Genomic DNA, 22,889 nt, shown 5'->3' with positions numbered 1-22,889 from the left:
TCAGCGCGGGCCGAGCGCGTCGGAGCAGGCGAGCGCCAGCAGCACCACGGTCGCCTGCTCCGGCACCGTCACGTCGCGCCCGGTGAGTTCGGTGATCCGGCGGAGGCGGTTGAGCACGGTGTTGCGGTGGCACCACAGTTCCTGGGCCACGGCGGTGACCGAGCCGGTGCGCGCCCACGCCCGGATGGTTTCCAGCAGCCGTTCGCGCTCGGCGGGCGGCAATGCGGACAGGCCGCCGAGCACGGACCCGGCCAGCTCCGGCCCGATGCCTCGCGTGCCGGCGAGGCCCGCCGCGGCCACCGGCAACCAGACGTCGTACGGATCGACCGGCCCGGTCAGGCCGGGCAGCGCGTCCACGGCACGCAACGCGGTCCGCGCGCTCGCCGGCACGTTGGCCACGCCGTGCGCCAGCGGTCCCAGCACACACGGCACGGTGTCGAGCAGGCCGCCGAGCGCGGAGCGCAGCGCGCGGATCCCGGCCGAGCCCTCGCCCGGTGGTGACGCACCCGTCCACCGGGCGAGCAGCACCGCGTGCCGGGCCAGCGCCTGCACGTGGACCGGGCGGCCCTGCGCGGCGAAGGTGTCCGCGACCCGGTGCAGCCGCGCCCCGGCGGAGGCGGGGGAGACCACCACGAGCAGGTCGTCGTCGACGTCGATGGCCAGTGCCCGCGCGACCCGCGCCACGTCGTCCGGTGCGGGGTCGCCGAGCACGTGGCCGGCCCCGTCGACCTCGCCGAGCAGGGCGGCGACCAGCATCGACCGCTCGCCCTGGCGCTCACGGGCGATCAGCGCACCCTCGTCCTGGTAGGCGAGCTGGACGTGCAGGGCGTGTTCCTCCACCGCCGCCCACACCCGGTCCACGCGCGCCACCAGCAGCGGGCCGTCCTCCGGCCCGGCCTGCTCGCGCAGCGCGTCCCAGACGATCCGGAAGTTCAGCCGCACCGCGGTGAGCAGGTCGTTGAGCGGGACGCCGCGGTGGGCCCGGTCCCGGCCGATCTCGGTGCCGATCCCGGCGAGGCGGTCCGGCATCGGCGCACGGCTGATCCGGCGCAGCAGGTAGTCGAAGGTGCGGGTGGCGTCGTGTTCCATCCGGTCGGTGGGGACCAGCCCGCGCGCGTACGGCGGCACGCGGCGGACCCGCGCCAGGAAGGACTGGAACAACGCGTCGGAGTCCCCGCGCAGCCGCGTGACCAGTTCCTCCCAGCGGGCGTCGGCGGGCTCCGCACCGTTGGGCATGTGCACACTTTACGGCTGGGGTTCGACCCCGCACCATTCGGCGGTGAACAAGGCGATGGCGGTGGTGATCCGCCGGATCGACTCGACCTCCACGCGCTCGTCGATGCCGTGGATCGCCTCGGAAACCGGCCCGTAGACCAGGCACGGCATGTTCCCGTAGAGGGTGAACACCCGGCCGTCCAGGTAACCGGGCGTGGTGAAGGATTCCAGCTCGCTGCCGAACACCCGCTCGTGCGAACGGGCCAGCACCGCCTCGGCGTCGGAGCCTTCCTCCAGCACGTAGCCCTCGGCGAAGAAGCCCGACGGAGTGGCGACGACGGCGTCCGGCAGGTCGAACCGCGCGGCCGACTTGGCCAGCGTCTCCTGGATCTCGGCCCACGCGTCGGCGGCGGAGATCCCCGGGTAGAAGGCCGCGCGCACGGTGAAGGTGCACTGCGCCGGGACGCTGGAGGGCCAGTCGCCGCCGTTGATCACGCCGAAGTTGAAGTTGATCGGGTGCTCGGTGTCCTCGAAGTACCGGTGCCGGTCCTTGCGCCGGTTCCACTCGGCTTCGAGCCCGCGCAGGTCGTTCATCACCGTGTACGCGGCGTCGATGGCGTTCTGCCCGGTGTCCATCACCCGCAGGTGGGCCGGCACACCCCGGACCGTGACGTCGAACCACAGCACGCCGACGTTGGCGCGGACGAGCTTGTCGTCCTCCGGCTCGGGGATCACGCAGGCGTCGGCGGTGTAGCCGCGCAGCAGGGCGGCCAGCGAACCGTTGCCGGTGCACTCCTCCTCGACCACGGACTGCACGTGGATCCGGCCGGTCGGCCGCAGCTCGGCGGTCCTCAGCGCGGTGAGCGCGAACAGGTTCGCGCCGATCCCGGCCTTCATGTCGGCGCTGCCGCGGCCGTACAGCCAGCCGTCGACCACGCTCGCGTCCCACGGGGACCGGCTCCAGTACTCCTCCGGCCCGGTCGGGACGACGTCGACGTGTCCATTGAGGATCAGCGACCGGCCGCGCTCCACCGGCGGGTGCCAGGTGCCGACCACGTTCTCCAGCGCGGCGGGATCGACCGTGGTCGGCCCGTATCCCTGGTGCGCCCGCAGTTCCGGTGAGTCGATGGCCCAGCGGTCGATGTCCAGTCCCGCCCCGGTCAGCGCTTCCTCGATCAGGTCCTGCGCCCCCGCTTCACCGGTGCGCAGGCTCGGGCGGCGCACCAGCTCGGCGGTCCAGGCGAGCTGCTCGTCGAAGCGCTCGTTCACCGCCGCGATGACGCGCCCGGCGATTTCGGGGTCGAGCATGCGGATCGTGCCTCCAGTCGTGGGTCCCGTTGCGGCCGGTTCCACGGTCACGCCGGGACGGGCCCGCGGCAAGTGAGCGGCACACACACTTGGCCCCGCCGCCGATGTGCAGATACACACTCGGTGATCGAGCCCGCGCCGCTCGGCCACCGCGGAACGACTCGGTTCCTGCTGGACGACGAAGAGCGCGACGACTTCGATCCGGATGGCCTGCGCTTCCGGCTGGACGGCGAGGGACTCGAAGTGCGGCTGACCCCGGAGTCGTATGGCGCACCACCTCGGCACCGCCACCGCACGGAAAGCTGCCGCAGGACAGCTGCGAAAAGGCCTACGCCGAAACGGTGACGAGCACGCCTAAGCCAGCCCGCCTCGGTCACCGGCAACCACCACCGAACCGGCCGAAGGCCCCGGCGGGCCGCCGCCCTCCCGCTGAGCGCCCGGGGGCTCAGGTGGGCGAGGCCGCGAGCTGCCTCCCGGCGCGGGCCGCCCAGCGGCCGTCGTGGCGCTGCACCTCGATGGGGTGCTCGAAGGCCGCCGAAACGTGCTCGGTGGTGATCACGCGGCCAGCCGGGCCGGACGTGACCACCCGGCCGTGCGCCACGAGCAAGGCGTGCGTGGTCGTGGCCGGTAGTTCCTCGAGGTGGTGGGTGACCAGGATCGACGCCACCCCGGGATGCGTTTTGCCCAGCAGGTCAAGGGTTTCCAGCAGTTGCTCGCGCGCGGCCACGTCCAGGCCCGTGGCTGGCTCGTCCAGCAACAGCAGCCGCGGGTCGCAGCTGAGCGCCCGCGCCACCAGTGCACGTCCGCGTTCCCCCTGCGACAGAGTGGGCCAGCGTTCCTCGGCCTTGCCCGCCAGGCCGAGGTCGCGGATGAGCGCGTCCGCCTTGGCGAGGTCCTCGGCCGCGGGACGCCAGCGGGGCGGGAGGTCGACGGTTCCGGTGATCCCGGTGAGGACGACCTCGCGAACGGTCAGCGGTGACCGCAGCGGGTGCCGCGGGTTCACGTGCCCGATCGCGCGGCGCAGCGCCTGCAGCTCCACGCGGCCGAGTTGCTCGCCGAGCACGCGGACCGTGCCCGTGGTCGGATGGGTGGTGGCGCCGCAGAAGCCGAGGATCGTGCTCTTGCCGGCGCCGTTCGGGCCGAGCAGGGCCCAGTGCTCGCCGCGCCGCACGGTGAAGCTCACGCCGTGCAGGATCTGCTTGCCCTGACGGCGGAAGTTCACGCCGTCCAGTTCCAGTACGGGACTCATGCGAAGGCTCGTTTCAGTGCGGTCAGGTGGGAACGGCTGTGCGCGGCGGCCGCCTGCGGTTCGCGTTCGGCGATGGCCGTCACGAGATCGGCGTGCGCGGCGTGGTCGCCGTGTGGCTCGAGAGAATGGACGCGGAGCATGTCGATCATCGCCTTGCGCAGCCGCGGGAGGAAGCTGTCGAACAGCTCCACGAGCACGTCGTTGTGCGCGGCGGTGAGCACGGCCCGGTGGAAGGCCATGTCCGCGTCCACGTACTCCTCGACGGGCTGGCCCCGGTACTCGCGACCGGCCAGCGTCCGGCGCAGCGCACGCAGGTCGCCCGGCGTGCGCCGCTCGGCGGCGAGTGCCGCGGCCTCCGCTTCGATGGCCACGCGCGCCTCGATGACGGCGATCACGGACGCGCGCCGCAGGACCGCGTCCCAGTCCTCGGCGACGTCGGCCGCGGTGACGAACACGCCGGCGCCCTGCCGGGAATCGAGCACGCCCTTGGCGGCGAGTTCGCGGACCGCTTCACGCAGGGTCGAGCGGCCCACGCCCAGCTGCGCGGCCAGGGCGGCCTCGCTGGGCAGCTTGTGCCCGACGGGCCATTCCGCGGCGCGGATGCGTTCCAGCAGCACCTCCGCCGCCTGCGCGGCCAGCGGGCGCCGGATGACCGGTGGCATGTCGGCTCCTTTCACTACTCCTCAGCTTATCTGAGGAGTTGGCGGACGGTGCCGGCGGCTGCGGGAAGCGCCGGAAATACCGGCAGCGCGGGGAGAACGGGGACGGATTCAAATGCCCCGGAATTGTCGTTCTTGACGCGCTGATCGCCGGCGTGCTTGATTGACAGCAAGGTTTGTTCCGGTTCTGAGGGGTGGGAATGCGGAAAACGGGCGTGGTGCGGTGAGCGCGCCGATGGCGGTACGCACCGCCGCTTTCTTCCACCCCGCCGCCACGGCCAAGGTCGCCGAGTTGCCGGAGGTCGCGGAGCTGACCCCCGCCGGACGGGAAAACCTGGCGAACCTGGGCATCGACGAGATCCGGGCCGACGACGGGCTCACCGCGTTCGACCTCGCCGCCGAGGCCGGTCGCCGGGCGCTGGCCGGAGCCGGGCTGGACGCGGCGGAACTCGGCGCGCTGATCGTGGTGGAGCCACGCGCCCCGGCCGCCCTGCTGGCTTCGGAGGCGACCCGGCTGCAGGCCGAGTTCGGCGCGCACCGCGCGCTGACCTTCTCGGTGGGCGGGCTCGGCTGCGTCTCGGTCACCCCGGCGCTGCTGGCGGCCCGCGGCCTGCTGGCGGCGGACCCGGAACTGGGCGAGGTGCTCGTGGTGCACGGCAGCAAGCCGGCCACCCCGGCGCGGTACCGGCATCCGGTCACGGTGAACGGGGACGGCGGCGGCGCCGTGGTGCTCGCCCGGCACGGACCGGTTTCGGTGCTGGACATCCTGCAGGAGAGCAACGGCAGGCATTGGGACCTGTTCCGGGTGGACTACCGGGACCGGCCGGTCCGGGACTGGCGCGAAGAGTGCCGGGACCTCCCGGACTACTCCTTCGGCCTGGCCGTGGAGACCCGCAACCGGCTGCGGGAACTGCGCCGGCGACTGTTCGACCGCAACGGGTTGCGGCCGGACGAGGTCGCCTGCTACCTCAGCCACAACCTGTCCGCGGCCGCCTTCCGGTTCGCCGAGGAGGTACTGGAGGCCGAGCTCAGCCCGGTGTGCCGGGAGCACCTGCGGACCCTCGGTCATCTCGGCGCCAACGACGTCCTGCTCAACCTGTGGGCCGAAATCGGCCGCGGCGGGCTGGGGGATGGCAAGTACGCGGTGCTGCTGAACGCCAGCCCCGCCGCCGCGTGGAGCCTGGTGCTCCTCGGCACGGGCGCCGGGGACGACCTGCTCTGACAAAACCACCCGCGCGGCGAGCCCATGGGGGATGTGCGATGGAAGTGACGGCGGTCGCCCGTGAGATCCGGGAGTTCGTCACCCGGTCACTCGGCACAACTGTCGGCGACGACGAGGACTACTTCGAACTCGGTTTGGTCAATTCGCTTTTCGCGATCGAACTGATCGCGTTCGTCGAACGCGGCTACGCGTTCACCGTCGAGGTCGATGACCTCGATCGTGACAATTTCCGCACGGTCAGCAGGCTGGCCGCCTTTGTCGTGGCCAAGTGCGCGTGCTGAGCGTGGAAGCCCTGGGCGCCGACTTCGCCGCGGCCGTGCGCGAGGAGGCCACGGGCTGGGACCGGCGCGGTGCGCTCCCGGCGGAGATGGCGCGGGCACTGGGCGCGAACGGGCTGCTCGGCGCCGATCTGCCGCGCGCGCACGGTGGTCTCGACGCCGGGGCGGCCGCGCTCGGTGAGCTGTGTGCCCACCTCGGCGGCGTGTGCAGCGCGCTGCGCGGCCTGGTCACGGTGCAGGGCATGGTTTCGGCGGCGCTGCTGCGCTGGGGCACCCCCGCCCAGCGCGACCGGTGGCTGCCCGCGCTGGCCCGCGGCACCCGGATCGCCGGATTCGCGGTGACCGAGGAGGGCGCCGGTACCGACCTGGCCGTGGCCACGACCACGATCAGCCGGGCAGGCACGGGATTCGAGCTGACCGGCCGCAAGCGGTGGGTCACCTTCGGGCAGGTCGCCGACGTGTTCCTGGTTTCCGGCCTGGTCGACGGGGAGCACACCACGGTGCTGGTGGAGGCCGACCGCCCCGGGGTGTGGCGCGAACCGGTGACCGGCCAGCTCGGGATGCGCGCGGCCCAGCTGGCCCACCTGCGGTTCGACGCGGTCTCGGTGCCGGCGGAGAACCTGGTGGCGCCACCGGGTTTCGGGCTCTCGCACGTGGTGGCCACGGCTTTGGACCACGGGCGGTTCACCGTGGGCTGGGGCTGTGTCGGCATGGCCGAGGCCTGCTTGCGGGAGGCCACCGGGCACGTGGTGAACCGCCGTCAGGGCGGGGTTTCCCTGGCCGAGCACCAGGTCGTCCGCGGGCTGCTGGGCCGGGCCGCGGTGGACACCGCGGCCGCCAGGGAACTGTGCCGGCGGGCGGCGCGGCTGCGTGCCGCCGGTGACCCGGAAGCGGTGGTCGGCACCGTGGCGGCCAAGTACGCCGCGGCGCGGGCGGCGGCCGAGGTCGCCGGTTCCGCGGTGCAGGTGCTCGGCGCGGCCGGCTGCGCCCCGGAGAGCCGTCCCGGCCGGTTCTTCCGCGATGCCAAGGTGATGGAGATCATCGAGGGCTCCGCGCAGGTGTGCGAGCTGACCGTGGCCGAGGACCTGTTGCGGCGCCACGGATATTCCACGGCGGGCGCCCGATGAGCCGGCCCGGCCCGCCGCCGGTGAAGTGCCTGGTCTGGGATCTCGACGACACGGTGTGGGACGGTGTGGTGCTGGAAGGCGACGAGCCGCCGCCGTTCCCGGCCGCGGTGGCCACCCTGCGTGCGCTGGACCGGCGCGGCATTCTGCACGCGGTGGCCAGCCGCTCGGTCCCGGCGCCCGTCGAAGCCCACCTCGCCCGCCACGGGCTCGACGAGCTGTTCAGCGCCGTCCGGATCGGCTGGGGCGCCAAGTCGGCGGCGATCCGGGAAATCGCCGCCGAACTGGGGATCGGCCTGGACACCGTCGCCTTGGTGGACAACGACGAATTCGAGCGGGCGGAGGTGGCCGCCGCGCTGCCCGCCGTGCGCTGCTTCCCGGCAGGCGCGGTGGCCGGGCTGCCCGGGCGGCCGGAGTTCACCCCGGGCGTCATCACCGAGGAAGCCCGTGGCCGGCGGCAGCTCTACCGCGCCGACCGGCTGCGGCGGGCCGCCGAACAGGAGTACCCGGGCCCGGCCGCGGAGTTCCTCACCACGCTGGATCTCGTGCTCACCGTCCGGCCCGCCACCGAACGGGATCTGGCCAGGGCGCACGAACTGACCGTGCGCACGCATCAGCTCAACACCACCGGGCGCACGCTGGGACTCGGCAGGCTGCGTGCGTTGTGCGGCTCACCCGATCACGAGGTGCTGGTCGCCGATCTGGTGGACCGCCTCGGCTCCTACGGCACCGTCGGCCTCGCCGTCAACGCGGTGACCGCCGACGAGTCGGTCCTCGAACTGCTGCTGATGTCCTGCCGGGTGCTCTCCCGCGGGGCCGGTGCCGCCCTGCTGGACCACCTGGTGCGCACCGCGCTGGCCGCCGGCAGGCGGCCGGTGGCCGAGTTCGTGCCCACCCCGGTCAACCGGATCATGCTGGTGACCCTGCGGTTCGCGGGCTACGCGGTGGACGGCGGCACCGCGGACCGGCTCCGCCTGTCCGTCGACCCGGCCCGCCCGCCGCGACCGCGAGCCCATCCGGTCCGGGTGGTCGCCGGTCCGCCGAACCCGGGAGAGCGCTCATGAGACAGCAGATCGGTGTGGTCGGCGCCGGGACGATGGGCCTGGGCGTCACGCACTGCCTGGCCGAGGCCGGGTTTCCGGTGGTGGTCGTGGACCCGGTGCCGGAGGCGCTCGGCACCGCGCCGGTGCGCCTGGCCGAGGAACTCCGGCGGATCCGGCTGGTGCGCCGCGATCCCGCCGCCGCGCCGGTGTCCACGGTGACGGGCCGGGTCCGCTGGACCGGCCGGTTCGAGGACCTGGCCGGGACCGGCTTTGTGCTCGAGTGCGCCCCGGAACGGATTCCGCTCAAGGAAGCGGTTTTCGCGGAACTGGACCGGTGCTGCCCGGCCGGGGCGGTGCTCGCCTCGGTCACCTCGGCGATCCCCATCGACCGGCTGGCCGCGTGCACCCGGCGCCCGGCCGGGGTGGTCGGCCTGCACTTCATGAACCCGGCGCCGATGAAGGAGACCGTGGAACTGGTCCGCGGTCCGCGCACCGGGCCGGACACCCTCCGCGCGGCCGGGGACCTGCTGGCGGCACTGGGCAAAACCGGGATCGTGGTCGCCGACGGGCCCGGATTCGCGCTCAACCGGGTGCTGATGCCCGCCATCAACGAGGCCGCCGCCGTGGTGGGCGCCGGAACCGCGGACGCGGCCACGGTGGACCGGCTTTTCCAGCAGTGCCTGGGACACCAGCTGGGACCGCTGCGCACGGCGGACCTGATCGGCCTGGACACCGTCGCCGACACCCTGGGCGTGCTGGCCGAATGCACCGGGGAGCCCCGGTTCACCCCGGACGAGCGGCTGCTCGAGCTGATCGCCGCCGGGCACCTCGGCCGCAAGACCGGGCGCGGTTTCCACCACTGGCGCTGACGCCCCGCGCCCAGGTTTGCCCGTTCCGGTGGACTTTCGGCCTGCGGGCACCGGTGCGCTGTGCTTACGTGATCGAATGAGATTCGAGACGCCGGTGGCGTTGTGGGTGCGGGTGGGTGCGGTGTTCGCGGCCGCGGTCCTGATCTGGCTGCTCCTGGTGCAGGGCCTGGATCTGCTGCTGCCCTCGACCGGTCGTGACCTGCTGGCCCACACGATCCGGGCGGTCAGCGCCACGGTGCTCACGGTGGCCGCGATCGCGCTCGCCTGCCGCTTCCTCGACCGGCGTCCGTGGCGGGAGCTCCAGCTGGGCCCGCCCCGCGCCGGCTGGCGGTTTTTCCTGCTGGGCATGGTTTTGTGGCTGGTGCCCGCCGCGCTCGGCTGGGCGCTGTGCACCGGGCTCGGCTGGGCGCGGGTGACCGTGACCGGTGACGCGGCCGAGGTGGCCGCGTCGCTGCTGGCGCTGGTGGCGCTGGTGATCTGCTACGAGGCGCTGCCGGAGGAACTGATCTTCCGCGGCTACCTGTTCCGCAACCTGGCTGAGCGGTACCGGACGCCGGTGGTCGTGGTGGCCCAGGCCGCGCTGTTCACCCTGTGGGCCCTGTGCTGGGGCGGGATCGACGGCCCGGTGCGCGTGCTGCTGTTCTTCACCTTCGGGCTGGCGCTCGGCGCCTGCCGAGCGGCGACCGGCACCGTGTGGACCGGGATCGGTTTCCACACCGCCTACCAGGTGGCGGCCCAGTTCTTCACCCCGGGCACCACCCCGCTCAGTGACGGGCTGTCCCGGGTCGAGGGGGTCGAACCGCTCAGCGCGGTGGCGTTCTGGGCGCTGCCTTTCGCGCTCGGCGCGACCGCCGTGGTGCTCGGGCACCGGGCCCGCCGCCGGGTGACCGGGCTCAGCGCGGTTTGAGCAGGAGTTGTTTCGCCGCGGCGAATTCGTCGTCGGTGAGGATGCCGTCCCGGTGCAGGGCCCCGAGTTCGCGCAGCCGGTGCAGCAGCGCGTCGGCTTCGTGGACCTCGCCGGCCGGTGCCGGTGCCGCCGCGGGGAGCGCCAGTGGTTCCGCGGTGGTCTCCGACGGGTGCGGGAGCCGGGCCGCGACCGCGGCGGCGACCAGCACCGCCGTGCCACCCTCCCGCTTGATTCCCCAGTGCAGGCTGTAGGGGTCGTGCTCGATCGGCGGGGGAGTGCTCATCCCGCGCGGCCGGAACCGGAGAAAGCCGTGGTCGAGCCCGACCACCGGCTGCCACTCGACCGCCGCCACGTCGGCCAGCCGCAGTTGCTGCGGCCCCATCGCGCGCTTGCGGTCGTCGGCCAGCCAGTTCCACTCGAAGCGGAGCCGCTCGCCGTCGAAGACCACCGTGCCGTCCCCGGCGGCGGCGGTCACCGGCACCCGCGGCCCCGGCATCAGGTACTGCTCGGCCGGCCCCTCGGGCACCTGCTCGACGAGCAGCGCGTCGCGGACCCGGCCGGCGAAGTACTCGGCCGCCGCGGAGCGCTCGGCTTCCACGGTGAGCTGGTACGGATCGGCCCGGCCGGTGAGCCAGTCGCTGGACACCTGGGTCAGCGGATCGGCCCCGGCACGCAGTTGCAGGCGCAGGCGGCAGCTGCGGCGGCCCGGTTCGAAGCTGATCCCGGTCAGCGCCGCCAGCGGGACGCTGACCGGGCCCAGCGCGCGCCGCAGCTCGTGCAGGTCGCCGTCCGGCGCGGGAATGATCCGGACCTCGCGGAGGTCGAAGGTCCACTTCTCGTCGGGCCCGGCCAGCTCGTCGTCCATGCCGCCGATCATAGTGCCGTGGTGCGGTGCGCCGGTCAGTTGCTCAGGCGGCGGTAGCGCCGGATCGACAGCGGCAGGAAGATCGCCACCAGCAGCACCGGCCACACCACCGCCATCAGCAGGTAGTGCTGGCTCACCCAGGAATCCCCGGCCACGCCGGGATTGCCGAACAGTTCACGGGTCGCGCCCACCGTCGCCGACAGCGGGTTCCACTCGGCCAGCACCCGGAGCCAGTCCGGCATGCTGGACGGCAGCACGAAGGTGTTCGCGATCATGGTGAACGGGAACAGCAGCATCCACGCCGAGGACACGCTTTCCGGGCTGGGCAGCACCAGTCCGATGTAGATGCCCACCCAGATCACCCCGAACCGCAGCAGGAGCAGCAGCCCGGCCCCGGCCAGCGCCGCCCCGAAGCTGCCGTGCCAGGTCCAGCCGACGATCAGCCCGCAGGCCATCAGGATGAGCAGGTCCAGCGACGAGTTCGCGATGTCGGCGATGCTCCGCCCGGCCACCACCGCGGTTTTCGACATCGGCAGCGAGCGGAACCGGTCGGTGACCCCGCGGTCGGCGTCGGTGGTGACCGCGGTCATCGTCTGGCCGATGCCGAACATCATGGTCTGGCCGAACAGGCCGGGCATGAGGAATTCGCGGTAGTCGCCGCCGCCGGGAATGATGATCGAACTGCCGAACACGTAACCGAACAGCAGGATCGAGAACGCCGGGAACAGCATTCCGCCCACCACCTGGGTCGGGCGGCGGATCCAGTGCGTCAGGTCGCGCCGGGCGATGACCAGTGAGTCCACCACCGCCCAGCGCAGCCGGTCGGCACGATTCTTCGGCAGTACCGCCATGTTGATCGTGGTCACCGTGCCAGCTCCTCGGCGCGTTTCTCGGTCAGCCGGAGGAACACCTCGTCGAGGGTCGGCCGCCGCAGGCCGATGTCCTCCACCGCGATCCCGGCTCCGGCCAGTGCCCTGGCCGCTTCGGCCAGTCCGTATGCCCCGTCCCGCACCGGCGCCCGCAGCCGCCGCGCTTCCGGGTCGGCCACCGCGGTACCGCCGGTGACCAGTTCGAGCAGTTCCCGCGCCCGCGGCAGGTCGCCGGGGTCGCGCAGGACCAGATCCACCTGGTCCTCGTCGATCCTGGCCTTGAGCTCGCTGGGGCTGCCCTCGGCGACGACCCGGCCGCCGTTCATCACCGCGATCTGCCCGGCGAGCTGGTCGGCCTCGTCGAGGTACTGGGTGGTCAGCAGCACGGTGCCGCCGGAGGCGGCGACCGCGCGGATCTCGGCCCAGACCTCGTTGCGGTTGCGCGGGTCCAGGCCGGTGGTCGGCTCGTCGAGGAACAGCACCTCCGGGGTGACGAGCAGGCTCGCGGCCAGGTCCAGCCGCCGCCGCATGCCGCCGGAGTACTGCTTGGGCGGCAGCGTGGCCACGTGGGTGAGACCGAACTGCTCGAGCAGTTCGTCCGCGCGGCGCCGGGCGGCCTTCGGGCTGAGGTGGCAGAGCCTGCCGAACATCACCAGGTTGTCCCGCCCGGTCAGGATGTTGTCCACGGCCGAGTGCTGGCCGCACAACCCGATGCGGTAGCGGACCTGTTCCGGCTCGCGGCCGACGTCGAACCCGGCCACGCTGGCCGAACCGCTGTCCAGGCGGAGCAGGGTGGCCAGGATCCGCACCGCGGTGGTTTTGCCTGCCCCGTTGGGGCCGAGAAGACCGCACACGGTGCCCCTGGTCACGGACAGGTCGAACCCGTCGAGCGCGACGGTTTCGCGATAGCGCTTGCGCAGCCCCGTGGCCACGATCGCGGGTAGAGTGGAGTTCACACCGGCTCTTTCTGGTAATACGCGCCGACGCGCGTGCTCAGTAGCTGTGGATTTTTCTCCGCTGTTCCTCGGTGAGCTCGACCAGGCCGAAGAACTCCAGTTTCACCAGCGCGTCCCCGGCGATGTAGAAACCCGCGATGATGCACAGGAGCAGCAGGCCCTTGCGATCCTTTTTCTTTTTCTCCTGCCGCTTGGCGATGAACTCCTCGAACCGGGACTTCATCCGCGACCGGCTCCTGGTGTACGCGATCGCCGCGATCAGGCAGGGCGCGACCACGATCAGGTTGTAACCGAGAATGATCAGCAGCCGCACCACGGGGTCGAGCCCGCTCTGCGAAAGCACCGAGATCGCCGCCAGATAGGGCAGGGCGGTCGCCACCTCCACCGCGGCCACGGTCAGCGCCAGCCCCATGGTTGCCAGGTAGCCGACGGCGCCGGTCCGCCCGGCTCGCTGCTCGCGCGGCTCGGTTCTGGCGAAAATGCCGTAGAGCAGCAGCAAGGCGCCGACGGCGAGCTGGATCAGCTTTCCGGCCGAGCCGCCCAGCGCGCCGCCGATCGCGGCCGCGCCGCTGGCCAGCGCGAACCCGGCCACCACGTAGACGGCGTAGAAAACCCCGACGAACAGCAACACCCGGGGAATCGGGCGCTGGTTGTTCACCAGCAGGTAGAGCGTGGCGAGGAGCAATGAGATGTTGAGCGAGTCGAGCAGTGCCAGCCCACCCACGGTCAACAGGTCCTTGGCGCCCACGAAGCCGCCTTCCGGTCAAATGGCGTTGGTCGTTCTTCCGCGCCGCCCGCGCCGTTTTCCGGCCGGGCGGCACCGGTGCCGCCGGGCTCAGCCCGCCGAGATCGGCTGCGCGCTTCCCGCCAGATAGTCGACGACCGCGCCGACGGTGGTCAGTTCGGCCAGCTTATCGTCCGGGATCTCCACGCCGAGGTTGTCCTCGATGTTCGCGCCGATCTCCACCAGGCCGAGCGAGTCGATGTCCAGGTCGTCGGCGAAGTATTTCTCCGGGGTGATCTCGTCCACCGGCAGGCCGCCGACGTCGGCGATGATGTCGGCCACCTGCCGCAGGATTTCTTCCTTGGTCATCTGGTTCACCTTTCGTTGATTCTGCGCAACTGGCCGAGCAGGTACTTTTCCCGGCAGCGGCTGTGCTGGATCTTGTGGCTGCTGGTGCGGGGAATGGCGCCGCGGGAAGTCAGCAGCACGTCGTGGAGTTCGAGCCCGTGGGCGCGGGAAACGACCCGCCGGACGGCTTCCTCGGTCAGTGCCCGCAGTTTCGGCGATTCCACGTCGCGGGGCCGCACCTCGACCACGACCACCACCTGTTCCCGGTCGTCCCGGTCGATCGAGAACACCGCGCTCTCGCCGATCGGGCAGGGCAGGGTGGCCGACTCGATGGTGGCCTCGATGTCCACCGGGTAGTGGTTGCGGCCGTTGACGATCATCAGGTCCTTGCGGCGGCCGACCACGAACAGCAGTTCCCGGTGCCGGAACCCGATGTCGCCGGTGCGCAGCCAGTCGCCCTTCACCGGTTCGCCGTCCCGGTCGGTGAACGAGCCGTGGAAGACCTCCGCGGTGCGGGCGGGCTGCCGCCAGTACCCGGCCGCGACGTTCGGTCCCTGCACCCAGATTTCGCCCACCTCGTCGGCGGCGACCTCGGTCCCGGAGTCCGGATCGACGATGGCCACCCGCACGTCCTCGACCGGGACCCCGCAGGAGGACATGGCCCTGGCGTCGGGTCCGGGCTCGCGTTCGCGCACCCGGCCGGCGGTGAGCTCGGCCCGGTCGAAGTGGTAGACCGACCGCCCGTCCTCGTCGTACCGCGCGGTCACGCACAGGGTCGCCTCGGCCAGGCCGTAGGCCCCGGCGTCGAGGTCGGCGGTCAGCCCGCAGCCGGCGAACGCGTCGGCGAAGACCCGCTGGGTGTTCGGCCGTACCGCCTCGCCCCCGCTGACCAGGCCGAGCAGGCAGCTCAGGTCGAGGGTGGCCTTCTGCTCATCGGTGACGCGCCGCGCGCTGAGCTCGTAGGAGAAGTTGGGGCCGACCATCCACGCCGACCGGTAGTCCGAGATCGCCTTGAGCCAGCGGTAGGGCGACTGCACGAAGGCGACCGGGCTCAGGTGGATGGCGTGCCCGCCGATGCTCAGCGGCACCACCAGGCCGGTGATCAGCCCGAGATCGTGGAAGAAGGGCACCCAGCTGACCATGGGCGCGCCCGGGGTCAGATAGGTGGCGAACCCGGCGATCTGCCGCGCATTCGCGGTCATGTTGGCGTGGGTGATCCGCACCCCGGCGGGATTCCCGGTCGAGCCGGAGGTGTACTGCAGGTAGGCGACCGCGGCCGGGGTGGTGCGGTCGGTCCACTCCGGCGCCGGCAGTTCGAGCAGGTCCTCGACCGCGCAGATGGCGGCCGCCGGGATCCCGGCCGCCGCGGCCACCTCGGTGGTCCGGTCCAGCGCGGCCCGGTTGGTCAGCACCACCTCGGGTTCGGCGTCGAGCAGGGCCGAGACGATCCGGTCGTTCTTGCGGCGGGCCTCGACCTCCGGCAGCGGCACCGCGATCCGGTTCGCGTAGAGGCAGCCCAGGAACGCGGCCGGATAGGTGAAGTCGTGCGCGCAGATGACCGCCACCCGCGCGCCGAGCCCGCACCGCCGCTGCAACTGCGCGGCCACGGTGGCCGCGGCCCGGTCGGTCTCGGCGTAGGTGTGGGTCCGCGCGGTGTGCTCGGTCCCGGTGGTGTACTGCAGGAAGGTGAGCGCCGGCTGGTCGCCGCGGGTGCGGGCGAAGGTCCGCAGCGCGCCGACCAGTCCGGTCTGTTCCAGCTGACGGGTCACGCTCATGCGGGGCCCCCGGCCGCTTCCATCTCGTCGAACTCCTCCATCGCGAGCACCCCGGCAGGCACGTCGTCGTCGGGCACGGGCACGCGGATCACGGTGAACCGGCCCGCGGCGGCGTTCTGCTTGGCCATCAGCAGCGCGTCGTGCAGTTCCGCCTCGTTGCGCGCGGTGGTGCCCCAGCCGCCGAACGCGGCCGCCAGTTCCGCCGGGTTCCGCCGCTGCCGCACCGCGGTGAGCCGGTCCGGTTCGCCGGTGGCCGCGCGCAGGAAGCGGGGCCAGCCGAAACCACCGTTGTCGAAGACCACCAGGATCACGCCGAGCGAGTGCTCGGCGAGGGCGGCGAGTGCGCCGACGCTGAGCAGGAAGGCGGAATCCCCGGTGAAGACCACCACCGGCCCGGTGGTGGTCATGGCCGCGCCGGCCGAGGCCGCGACGCCGAAACCCATCATCGTCTGCTCGCCGGGGCAGACCACCCGCGTTCCGGCGTCGACCCGCAGCACCGGGTAGTGGTAGGCCCAGATGTCGTGCAGCCCGTTCTCCAGCACGACCACCGGTGGCGGGCCGAGCACCTCGGTGACCTGCCCGATGGTGGCCCGCACCGGGGACTGGCCGAAACCGACCTGGGCCAGTGCGGCCAGTTCGGGCCGCACCAGTGCCTGCTCCGCCGCCCAGTACAGCCGGGTCTCACCCGGGCGGACCCGCTCCAGCAGGCCGCGCACGGCCAGCCCGGCGTCGGCCAGCACCGCGATCTCCGGCTCGGCGCTTTCCCCGAAGGCCTCGGCGGACTTGTCGACCTGGATCATCCGCGCCCGCTGCCAGCCCTCCCAGCGCATCCTGGCCGTCTCCTCCAGGCGGCTGCCCAGCACCAGCACCACGTCCGCCTTCTCGAGCAGGGCGTCGGCCGGGGGAGTCGTGTAGAGGCCGAGCAGCCCGAAGCAGAGCCGGTGGCTCTCGGGGACCGTGCCCCGGCCGGCGGCGGTGGTGAACACCGGCGCGCCGAGCGCTTCGGCCAGCCGCAGGACGTCCTCGCCGGCCGCGGCCTGACGGCACCCGCCACCGACGACGATCAGCGGACGCTCGGCCTCGGACAGCAACCGCGCCGCCCGGTCGAGCTGGTCCGGGTCACCGGCCGCGCGCAGCGCGCGCACCGGGCGGACCGCTGGGCGAGGCACCGACTCGCGGGTCAGCTCGTCGGTGATCTCCACCAGTGAAATCCCGGCGCGCCCGTCCACGGCCAGCCGGACCGCCCGGTGCAGCGCCCATGAGAGGTTGCCGGCGTGTTCGGCCAGGTGGTGCCAGCCGGTCAGCGGCGCGGCCAGCCCGCGCTGCTCGAGGTGCTGGAAGGCACCGCGGCCGATGTTGGCGCCTGGCACGCGGGTGGTCACCACGACCAGCGGCACCCCGAGTGAGGCGGCCTCCAGCAGGGCGGGCATCGCGTTGGCGAACCCGGGCCCCGAATTCAGCGCCAGCACCACCGGGCGCCCGCTCGCCATCGCGTACCCGGCGGCGGCGCACCCGGCCACGCGCTGGTCGCCGAACACCTTCACCGCCAGCCCCGGATGGCGCTCGGCCGCGTCGAGCAGGCCGGGCTCGTCCGACGGCAGGCCGAAGACCACCTCGCAACCGGACTGGGCCAGGGTTTCGGCCACGGCGTCCCAGCAGCCGAGTCTCTCGCTCATGACACGCCCGCCAGCCCGATCAGGCTGTCGCGGCCCAGTTCGGCCGACAGCAGCAGCGGCCGGGCCAGCACCGTGGCGCCGCGGCGGACGTGGCTGGCGTCGAACCCGTACCCGCCCAGCGGCTCGTTGCCGTTCTCCATGTCGAGGGTGATCTGCTCGTGCAGCACCACGCTGGTGCCGAACACGTCTCCGGTCAGGTCCTCCGCGCCGTACTGCGACAGGTACATCCCGCGCCGGGCCTCCGCCGGCTTGGCCGCCCACCGCCGCAGCCCGGCCAGGTCGCGGTAGCGGACCACGCAGAACACCGGGCCGAAGAACTCCGGCGGGTGGAAGTTCTCGTCCCACGGCAGGTCGAGCAGGGTCGGCTGCACCAGGCCGGTCTCCTCCGAGACCGCGCCCCCGGCACGCACGTGCGCACGGTGGTGGTGCAGGAAGGAGCCGATCTCGGCGACCGCGTCGGCGTACACCAGCGGGGCGACGTCCACGTCGTGCTCGGTTCTGGCACCCACGTTCAGCCGCCGGATCGACTGCTCGAAGCCGGAAACCAGGTCGTCGGCGACGCTCTCGTGCGCGAAGATCACGTCCGGGCACAGGCAGTCCTGGCCGGAGTTGTAGGTGCGCACCCGCAGCACGTCGGAGACCACCCTGGCGAGGTCGGCCTTCGGGCCGGCCACCACCGGATTGGGGCCAGAGCCGAAGGCCAGGAACAACGGGTTCGCGGTCAGCTGCGCGGCGACGGTCTCGGCGTTGGACGCCTGCCCGGTGAACACCACCGCGTCCGCGGCGGCGCACCGGCGCACGAACTGCCGCTGGGACAGCTCGGCGAACTCGATCGGGAAGTCACCGGCCAGCAGCGGGTCGGTGCTCAGGATCCGGTGCACCGCGCGGGCGGTGTCGGCCACCCGCGCCGACGGCCGGATCACCACCGCGTCGCTGTAGCGGGCCGGGATCAGCCCGAAGAGCACGTACGAGTAGAGAATGTTGTTGGAGGGCAGGAAAACCGCCAGCTCCCGGATGCGCCGGGGCTGGTGCCGCCCGAGTTCCCAGGACGCCCCGGCCAGGCAGGAGATCGACCGGCGCAGCTCGTCCACCGCGGCGGGCCGCGTGGCGATCGCGGTCAGCACGTCGACCAGTTCGTCCCACCGGGACAGCAGGACCCGGATCACGTTGAGGGTGAACTGGTCGTCCACCCCCCGGTACGGGCCGGCGCTGGTGCTGAAGACGTCAGCGCCGAACAGCCCCGCCAGATCAATCGAAGTTTCCGACACTGTTAGCTCCTTCGGTTTAGGTCCAGCAGTCGTCCGCGTCGCGCGGCGGCGCCAGGTCAGCCCGCCCAGCGGCGCGCGACCAGCACGGCGTTGTGGCCGCCGAACCCGAACGAGTTGCTCATCACCGTGCGCACCTCGTGCGACTGCGCCACGTGCGGCACGAAGTTCATTTCCGGGTCTTCCGGCCGGTCGCAGTTGATCGTCGGGGGCACGATCCCGGTGAGGATCGTCTCGATCGCGGTGATCAGCTCCACCGCGCCGGCGCCGCCGAGCATGTGCCCGGTCATGCTCTTGATCGAGCTCACCGGGATCTTCGGGGCCCGCTCGCCGAACACCCCGCGGATCGCCTTGATTTCGGTGGTGTCGTTGAGCTTCGTGGCCGTTCCGTGCGCGTTGATGTAGTCCACATCGGACGCCTGGGCCCCGGCCCGGTCCAGTGCGATCCGCATCGCCCGCTGGGCGGTGATCGCCTCCGGGTGCGGTGCGGTCATGTGGAAGGCGTCGGTGGTGGTGCCGTACCCGGCCAGCTCGGCCAGCACCCTGGCGCCCCGCGCCGCGGCGTGGTCGGCGCTTTCCAGCACCAGTACCCCGCCCCCGGCGCTCATCACGAACCCGTCCCGGTCGGTGTCGAACGGACGGCAGGCGGCCGCCGGTTCGTCCTCCCGGCGCGAGAGCGCACGGGAAACCGCGGCACCGGTGATGTCGAGCCGGGTCAGGGTGTCGTCCACCCCGCCGGCGATGGCGACGTCGGCCTCGCCGAAGCGGATCATCCGCATCGCCTCGCCGATCGAGTTCGCGCCGGTGGCGCAGGCGGTCACCATGCAGATCGACGCGCCCTGCGCGCCGGTGTACAGCGCGATCTCGCTGGTGGCGCTGTCCACCCCGCTGCCGGGGAAGTAGAACGGGCTGATCCCGCGGGCGCCGCGGGCTTCCAGCCCGGCGGTGGCCTCGGCCGAGAGCTTGGTCGGCCCGCCCGCCGAGCCGACCACCACGGCGGTGCGCGGGGCGATTTCCGGGGTGATCTCCAGCCCGGCGTCGGTGATCGCTTCGATCGCCGCGAGCAGCGCCATGTGCACGGAGCTGTCGGTGCGCCGGACGAGCTTGTGCGGCAGCAGCCGTTCCGGCTCCAGGCCGAGCACCTCACCGCCGATCGACACCGGCAGCCCGGACATGTCCACGGTGCTCAGCTTCCGGATCCCGCTGACCCCCTTGATCAGGTTCTCCCAGGTCGACGGCCAGTCCAGGCCGATCGGCGAAACCGCGCCCCGGCCGGTCACCACGACCCGGCGGGCCCGCACCACCTCGTCCGCGTGCGTCATGACAGCATCCCTTCGTAGTCGACTCAGGTGGGGTTCGCGGCGGGCCCGGGGCGCCGGTGCCGCGTGTTCGCCACGGCGAGTTCCCGGATCCGCCGGGCGTCCCGCTTCCCGGTGGCCAGCTGCGGGAACCGCTCCAGCACCACGATCCGGTCCGGCAGCTCGTGCGGCGCGAAGATCAGCTTGAACCGCTCCCGCCACTGCGCGGCCGGGCCGCGCGCCGGGTCCTCGATGACAAAAACCAGCCGCCACTCGTCCGGTTCGCGCTCGACCGGGACGACCTGCACCGGCTGCCCGCACTCCTCGGCCCGGTGGGCCAGGTAGTCGGGGAAGAGCGTGTACCCGCGGCGGTGCACCGCCTTCTTGCGGCCCACGATCCGCAGCCCGAACCGCGGGTCCAGGTAGCCGATGTCGTTGGTGGGGAAGGCACCGGGCACGGTCGGCAGCAGCGTGCCGGCGACCAGGGTGCCGACCATGACGTCGGGCGCCTCCACCCACACCTCGCCGACCTGGCCGGCGGGCAGCGCGCGGCCCCGCTGGTCGGTCACCCGCACTCGCACCCCGTCCAGCGGCTCGCAGTATTCGGGAGCGTCCGGCCCGGCCAGCGCGATGTTGCCCAGTTCGGTGCTGCCGTAGCCGTCGAGCAGCGGCTTGCCGGTCTGCGTGGCGAACTCCGCCCGCAGGTGGTCCACCAGTGGCGCGCCGCCGGTGCACCACATCCGGACCTCGCCGAGCGCGGCCGCCAGCGCCGGGCGGCGCCGCAGCAGGTTCAGCACGCTGCGGTAGGTGGCCGGGGTGGCGTCCACCACGGTGGCGCGGTGCTCGGCCAGCAGGGGCAGCGCGCGGTCCGGCCGCGTGTGCGGGGCGATCAGCAGGCTCGCCCCGGTGTGCCAGGCCAGCAGGATCAGCGACATGCCGTACTGGTGGGAGAACGGCAGCAGCGGCGCGATCAGGTCGTCGCTCCGGTAGCGCATCCGCCGCGCGGTGCGCTCGATGTTGTCCAAAACGGACTGTCCTGATCGGACGATCGCCTTCGGGGCGCCGGTGGAGCCGGACGACCAGCAGATCAGGCCGTCGGCGCGCGCGGCCCACCGCTCGAACGAGGGCCGGGCACCGGTACCGGCGTGGTGGGGGTCATCGGTGAGCTCGGCGACGGACAGCAAGCCGGTGCCGGTCCCGAGTTCCCGCCGGTGCGCCGGATTGTCGCTGATCACCCACGCGGCCCCGGCCTCCGCCGCGGCGCGCGCGAGCTCGGTGGCGGGACGGCCGGGGCTGAGCAGCGCGATGCCGGTGCCGTACCGCATCAGGCCGAGCAGCACCTCGGCGAAACCGGCCGAGTTCGCCGCGCTGAGCAGGACGACCTGGTCCGGCCGCACGCCACGGGCGGCCAGTGCCGAGGCCACCCGGCCGGTGCCAGCGGACAGGCCGGCCGGGGTGAGCACCGCCGGATCCGGCCGCGCCGCGGCCGAAGTGCGGCGACAACAGTCGCTGGCACCCTCAGACATTCTGCGTTTCCCCCAGTTCCTCCGGAGTTTCTGCCGGTGTGCTCGGGTCTAGAACTGCACCGGCTCCACCGGCTCCACCTGGTGGAGCCGCGCCAGCGGCGATCCGCGCATGCCCTCGTTGCGCATCAGCCGCTCGACCGTGCAGCGGGCCACGTCCACCCCGCGGTTCTGGAGTTCCCGCCAGACCTTCCTGGCGCCGTAGGTGCGGTCGCTGGAAAGCCAGACGTCCCGGATCGCGACGGCGAGTTCCCGGTCCTTCCGCACGCGCTCGGACGGGTCGCGCTCGCGTTTTTTGACCGCGTAGTAGGTGGACGGAGCCAAGCCGATCGCCGCGCAGATCGTGCTGACCGGCTGGCGTATCCGATGCCGGTCCACGAACGCCACGCGCAGGGCCACCGTCGGACGACGCGGGCCGAGCATGGCGGCGAACTCGCTGGCCAGCCCGCCGCGCACCAACTCGGTGCCGGCCCCGGCCAGCACCATCGGCCGCATGGCGGCGAAGCCGGCCGCGACCCGCGGCCGCAGCGATCCCGCAGAATATTCACCTCGATGCACCAATGCCCCCAGAAAGCTCGGTACAGGTTGAAACGACGGCACTGTCGTCGAAACCAGTTATAAATCGCGTCGCTTCGAATTTCTTCGTGTTCATTCGGCGGGATGAACTGCCCCAGTGGTCACGCCTGCCCGGTCCGCCGATTCCTCGGGCAACCCCATCGAAGCATCGGCCCCGGCGGGTGTCAACAAGCAATGGCCGGCCGCGGTCAGGTGGTACCCGGCAAACCGCCGCGCTAGTTCTCAGGAAATTTTCAGGTGCCCCTGTCCAGGCGTTATCCGAGGTTTTCGGGACACTTGACAGCCTTCGCGGAGCTGGCGTAGGCATGAATCAGCCCGCCGTTTGCCGGACGTCGCAGCGCGGGGAGAACAACCTGGGGGCGAAGAATATTCCGGCTGGTACAAATATTCCCGCAAGAATATTCTCGCGAGTATTGAATGTGTCAATGGTATCCATCGGGTCACCGGCTGTCGAACGGCCGGTTTTCGAAAATCCGGTCGTGGAGCACAGTGAGGCGAAACAGTGCAAGGTGAATTGGTGTCGCTCCATCCCGCGCGTACGGCGGAGGACTTCGAAGCACTGGCGGGCTGGTCGTCGTCGATCACCTCGGTCTACTCGTCCGGCCAGGTCCAGCCGGTGACCGGCGCGGAACTGCGTGAAGCCGGGGTCCAGCACCAGGTCCGCTTCCTCATCGTCCGTGACCGCGACGGCCAGGCGGTCGGCGGCGTGAACTGGCGGCCGATGACCTACGAGGGCCACTACGAGGTGGGCAACGCGATCGGCCCACCGGAGCTGTGGGGACTGGGCTACGGGGCCGAGTCGGTGCTGCTGCTGCTGGAGTACCTGTTCCACCAGCGCAACGCCCACCGGATCCACCTGCTGACCGCGGCCTACAACAAGCGCATGGTGCAGATCTTCACCTCGGGGCAGATCCACGTCGAGGGCGTGCTGCGCGACTACTTCTTCGTCGACGGCGAATACCACCACGCGATCGTCGGCTCGATCCTGCGGGACGAGTACTACGCCGCGCTGGCTCCCGGCGACCGCGAGCGCATGGACCTGATCCCGCCGGGGGACAAGACCGACGCGCTCGGCCTGCTGCGGACCCATCTGGACCGGCACCCCGTCCGGCCCTAGCGCGTGGCGCGTAGTTCTCAGTC

General features: G+C 72.1%; 23 protein-coding genes. 8 read left to right on the top strand and 15 right to left on the bottom strand.

The window, feature by feature from the left end:
- Both A4R43_RS12845 and A4R43_RS12840 read right to left on the bottom strand, forming a co-directional pair.
- Positions 1-1,236, bottom strand: a complete 1,236-nt coding sequence (locus A4R43_RS12845) for a PucR family transcriptional regulator (protein WP_113692556.1) — start codon at positions 1,234-1,236, stop codon at positions 1-3.
- Between the two features lie 9 nt (positions 1,237-1,245).
- Entirely contained in the window at positions 1,246-2,523 is a 1,278-nt protein-coding gene (locus A4R43_RS12840; RefSeq protein WP_113692555.1) for an ArgE/DapE family deacylase, read from the bottom strand.
- A 123-nt stretch (positions 2,524-2,646) separates the two neighbouring features.
- On the opposite strand from A4R43_RS12840, the gene A4R43_RS42700 reads away from it, so the two are divergent.
- Positions 2,647-2,868: a hypothetical protein gene (locus A4R43_RS42700; protein WP_162788451.1), complete on the top strand. Its 222-nt coding sequence runs from the start codon at positions 2,647-2,649 to the stop codon at positions 2,866-2,868.
- A gap of 100 nt (positions 2,869-2,968) precedes the next feature.
- Here A4R43_RS42700 and A4R43_RS12835 read toward each other — a convergent pair whose 3' ends face one another.
- Both A4R43_RS12835 and A4R43_RS12830 read right to left on the bottom strand, forming a co-directional pair.
- The gene (locus A4R43_RS12835) at positions 2,969-3,772 is read right to left on the bottom strand and encodes an ABC transporter ATP-binding protein (protein WP_113692554.1); all 804 of its coding nucleotides are present in this window, start codon (positions 3,770-3,772) and stop codon (positions 2,969-2,971) included.
- Complete coding sequence (locus A4R43_RS12830) at positions 3,769-4,434, bottom strand: FadR/GntR family transcriptional regulator (RefSeq protein ID WP_113692553.1); 666 nt, start codon at positions 4,432-4,434, stop codon at positions 3,769-3,771. Before A4R43_RS12830 ends, A4R43_RS12835 begins: the two co-directional genes overlap by 4 nt.
- Positions 4,435-4,666: 232 nt before the next feature.
- Between A4R43_RS12830 and A4R43_RS12825 the strand changes: the two genes are divergently transcribed.
- The 6 genes from A4R43_RS12825 to A4R43_RS12800 all read left to right on the top strand — a co-directional run bounded on the left by A4R43_RS12825 (position 4,667) and on the right by A4R43_RS12800 (position 9,874).
- A complete protein-coding gene (locus A4R43_RS12825) occupies positions 4,667-5,653 on the top strand; it encodes a 3-oxoacyl-ACP synthase (RefSeq protein WP_113692552.1) in 987 nt (328 codons plus the stop codon).
- A 38-nt stretch (positions 5,654-5,691) separates the two neighbouring features.
- Complete coding sequence (locus A4R43_RS12820; RefSeq protein WP_113692551.1) at positions 5,692-5,934, top strand: acyl carrier protein; 243 nt, start codon at positions 5,692-5,694, stop codon at positions 5,932-5,934.
- On the top strand, positions 5,922-7,058 hold the full coding sequence (locus A4R43_RS12815) for an acyl-CoA dehydrogenase family protein (RefSeq protein WP_236808947.1): 1,137 nt from the start codon (positions 5,922-5,924) through the stop codon (positions 7,056-7,058). The genes A4R43_RS12820 and A4R43_RS12815 overlap by 13 nt, the downstream gene beginning before the upstream one ends.
- Positions 7,055-8,119, top strand: a complete 1,065-nt coding sequence (locus tag A4R43_RS12810) for an HAD-IIIC family phosphatase (RefSeq protein ID WP_113692550.1) — start codon at positions 7,055-7,057, stop codon at positions 8,117-8,119. Before A4R43_RS12815 ends, A4R43_RS12810 begins: the two co-directional genes overlap by 4 nt.
- Positions 8,116-8,967 carry a 3-hydroxyacyl-CoA dehydrogenase family protein gene (locus A4R43_RS12805; RefSeq protein ID WP_113692549.1) on the top strand — a complete coding sequence of 284 codons (852 nt, stop codon included), beginning with the start codon at positions 8,116-8,118 and terminating at the stop codon, positions 8,965-8,967. The genes A4R43_RS12810 and A4R43_RS12805 overlap by 4 nt, the downstream gene beginning before the upstream one ends.
- A gap of 76 nt (positions 8,968-9,043) precedes the next feature.
- Positions 9,044-9,874, top strand: a complete 831-nt coding sequence (locus A4R43_RS12800; protein WP_113692548.1) for a CPBP family intramembrane glutamic endopeptidase — start codon at positions 9,044-9,046, stop codon at positions 9,872-9,874.
- Here the strand turns inward: A4R43_RS12800 and A4R43_RS12795 are convergent.
- From A4R43_RS12795 to A4R43_RS44745, 11 genes are all read right to left on the bottom strand, one after another.
- On the bottom strand, positions 9,861-10,739 hold the full coding sequence (locus tag A4R43_RS12795) for a DUF4429 domain-containing protein (protein ID WP_113697538.1): 879 nt from the start codon (positions 10,737-10,739) through the stop codon (positions 9,861-9,863). The two genes, A4R43_RS12800 and A4R43_RS12795, sit on opposite strands and share 14 nt — an antisense overlap.
- Before the next feature lie 35 nt (positions 10,740-10,774).
- Positions 10,775-11,605, bottom strand: coding sequence for an ABC transporter permease (locus A4R43_RS12790; protein ID WP_236808946.1), 831 nt, complete (start codon positions 11,603-11,605; stop codon positions 10,775-10,777).
- Positions 11,602-12,564, bottom strand: a complete 963-nt coding sequence (locus tag A4R43_RS12785) for an ATP-binding cassette domain-containing protein (protein ID WP_113692547.1) — start codon at positions 12,562-12,564, stop codon at positions 11,602-11,604. Before A4R43_RS12785 ends, A4R43_RS12790 begins: the two co-directional genes overlap by 4 nt.
- Before the next feature lie 37 nt (positions 12,565-12,601).
- On the bottom strand, positions 12,602-13,312 hold the full coding sequence (locus A4R43_RS12780; RefSeq protein WP_113692546.1) for a GAP family protein: 711 nt from the start codon (positions 13,310-13,312) through the stop codon (positions 12,602-12,604).
- An 87-nt stretch (positions 13,313-13,399) separates the two neighbouring features.
- Positions 13,400-13,657 carry an acyl carrier protein gene (locus A4R43_RS12775; protein ID WP_113697536.1) on the bottom strand — a complete coding sequence of 86 codons (258 nt, stop codon included), beginning with the start codon at positions 13,655-13,657 and terminating at the stop codon, positions 13,400-13,402.
- Positions 13,658-13,662: 5 nt separating this feature from the next.
- Complete coding sequence (locus tag A4R43_RS12770) at positions 13,663-15,411, bottom strand: fatty acyl-AMP ligase (RefSeq protein ID WP_113692545.1); 1,749 nt, start codon at positions 15,409-15,411, stop codon at positions 13,663-13,665.
- The gene (locus tag A4R43_RS12765; RefSeq protein WP_113692544.1) at positions 15,408-17,087 is read right to left on the bottom strand and encodes a thiamine pyrophosphate-binding protein; all 1,680 of its coding nucleotides are present in this window, start codon (positions 17,085-17,087) and stop codon (positions 15,408-15,410) included. Before A4R43_RS12765 ends, A4R43_RS12770 begins: the two co-directional genes overlap by 4 nt.
- Positions 17,084-18,355, bottom strand: a complete 1,272-nt coding sequence (locus A4R43_RS12760) for an aldehyde dehydrogenase family protein (RefSeq protein ID WP_205215315.1) — start codon at positions 18,353-18,355, stop codon at positions 17,084-17,086. The genes A4R43_RS12765 and A4R43_RS12760 overlap by 4 nt, the downstream gene beginning before the upstream one ends.
- A 56-nt stretch (positions 18,356-18,411) precedes the next feature.
- Complete coding sequence (gene fabF / locus A4R43_RS12755; RefSeq protein WP_113692543.1) at positions 18,412-19,674, bottom strand: beta-ketoacyl-ACP synthase II; 1,263 nt, start codon at positions 19,672-19,674, stop codon at positions 18,412-18,414.
- A gap of 23 nt (positions 19,675-19,697) precedes the next feature.
- Positions 19,698-21,176 carry a class I adenylate-forming enzyme family protein gene (locus A4R43_RS12750; RefSeq protein WP_113692542.1) on the bottom strand — a complete coding sequence of 493 codons (1,479 nt, stop codon included), beginning with the start codon at positions 21,174-21,176 and terminating at the stop codon, positions 19,698-19,700.
- Positions 21,177-21,224: 48 nt separating this feature from the next.
- Complete coding sequence (locus A4R43_RS44745) at positions 21,225-21,668, bottom strand: IS3 family transposase (RefSeq protein WP_162788450.1); 444 nt, start codon at positions 21,666-21,668, stop codon at positions 21,225-21,227.
- 598 nt (positions 21,669-22,266) lie between these two features.
- Here A4R43_RS44745 and A4R43_RS12740 point away from each other — a divergent pair.
- The gene (locus A4R43_RS12740; RefSeq protein ID WP_162788449.1) at positions 22,267-22,866 is read left to right on the top strand and encodes a GNAT family N-acetyltransferase; all 600 of its coding nucleotides are present in this window, start codon (positions 22,267-22,269) and stop codon (positions 22,864-22,866) included.
- Positions 22,867-22,889: the final 23 nt, after the last annotated feature.

It is taken from the genome of Amycolatopsis albispora (assembly GCF_003312875.1).
Classification (GTDB): Bacteria; Actinomycetota; Actinomycetes; order Mycobacteriales; family Pseudonocardiaceae; genus Amycolatopsis; species Amycolatopsis albispora.
Note: the sequence above shows the minus strand (reverse complement) of the source record. Positions and strands in the feature narration are given on the sequence as shown.

Coding starts and splice junctions, on each gene's coding strand:
- A4R43_RS12845 (WP_113692556.1), bottom strand. CDS start 1,236: ATGCCCAACGGTGCGGAGCCCGCCGACGCCCGCTGGGAGGAACTGGTC.
- A4R43_RS12840 (WP_113692555.1), bottom strand. CDS start 2,523: ATGCTCGACCCCGAAATCGCCGGGCGCGTCATCGCGGCGGTGAACGAG.
- A4R43_RS12835 (WP_113692554.1), bottom strand. CDS start 3,772: ATGAGTCCCGTACTGGAACTGGACGGCGTGAACTTCCGCCGTCAGGGC.
- A4R43_RS12830 (WP_113692553.1), bottom strand. CDS start 4,434: ATGCCACCGGTCATCCGGCGCCCGCTGGCCGCGCAGGCGGCGGAGGTG.
- A4R43_RS12825 (WP_113692552.1), top strand. CDS start 4,667: ATGGCGGTACGCACCGCCGCTTTCTTCCACCCCGCCGCCACGGCCAAG.
- A4R43_RS12820 (WP_113692551.1), top strand. CDS start 5,692: ATGGAAGTGACGGCGGTCGCCCGTGAGATCCGGGAGTTCGTCACCCGG.
- A4R43_RS12810 (WP_113692550.1), top strand. CDS start 7,055: ATGAGCCGGCCCGGCCCGCCGCCGGTGAAGTGCCTGGTCTGGGATCTC.
- A4R43_RS12805 (WP_113692549.1), top strand. CDS start 8,116: ATGAGACAGCAGATCGGTGTGGTCGGCGCCGGGACGATGGGCCTGGGC.
- A4R43_RS12800 (WP_113692548.1), top strand. CDS start 9,044: ATGAGATTCGAGACGCCGGTGGCGTTGTGGGTGCGGGTGGGTGCGGTG.
- A4R43_RS12795 (WP_113697538.1), bottom strand. CDS start 10,739: ATGGACGACGAGCTGGCCGGGCCCGACGAGAAGTGGACCTTCGACCTC.
- A4R43_RS12775 (WP_113697536.1), bottom strand. CDS start 13,657: ATGACCAAGGAAGAAATCCTGCGGCAGGTGGCCGACATCATCGCCGAC.
- A4R43_RS12770 (WP_113692545.1), bottom strand. CDS start 15,411: ATGAGCGTGACCCGTCAGCTGGAACAGACCGGACTGGTCGGCGCGCTG.
- A4R43_RS12765 (WP_113692544.1), bottom strand. CDS start 17,087: ATGAGCGAGAGACTCGGCTGCTGGGACGCCGTGGCCGAAACCCTGGCC.
- fabF (WP_113692543.1), bottom strand. CDS start 19,674: ATGACGCACGCGGACGAGGTGGTGCGGGCCCGCCGGGTCGTGGTGACC.
- A4R43_RS12750 (WP_113692542.1), bottom strand. CDS start 21,176: ATGTCTGAGGGTGCCAGCGACTGTTGTCGCCGCACTTCGGCCGCGGCG.
- A4R43_RS44745 (WP_162788450.1), bottom strand. CDS start 21,668: ATGCGGCCGATGGTGCTGGCCGGGGCCGGCACCGAGTTGGTGCGCGGC.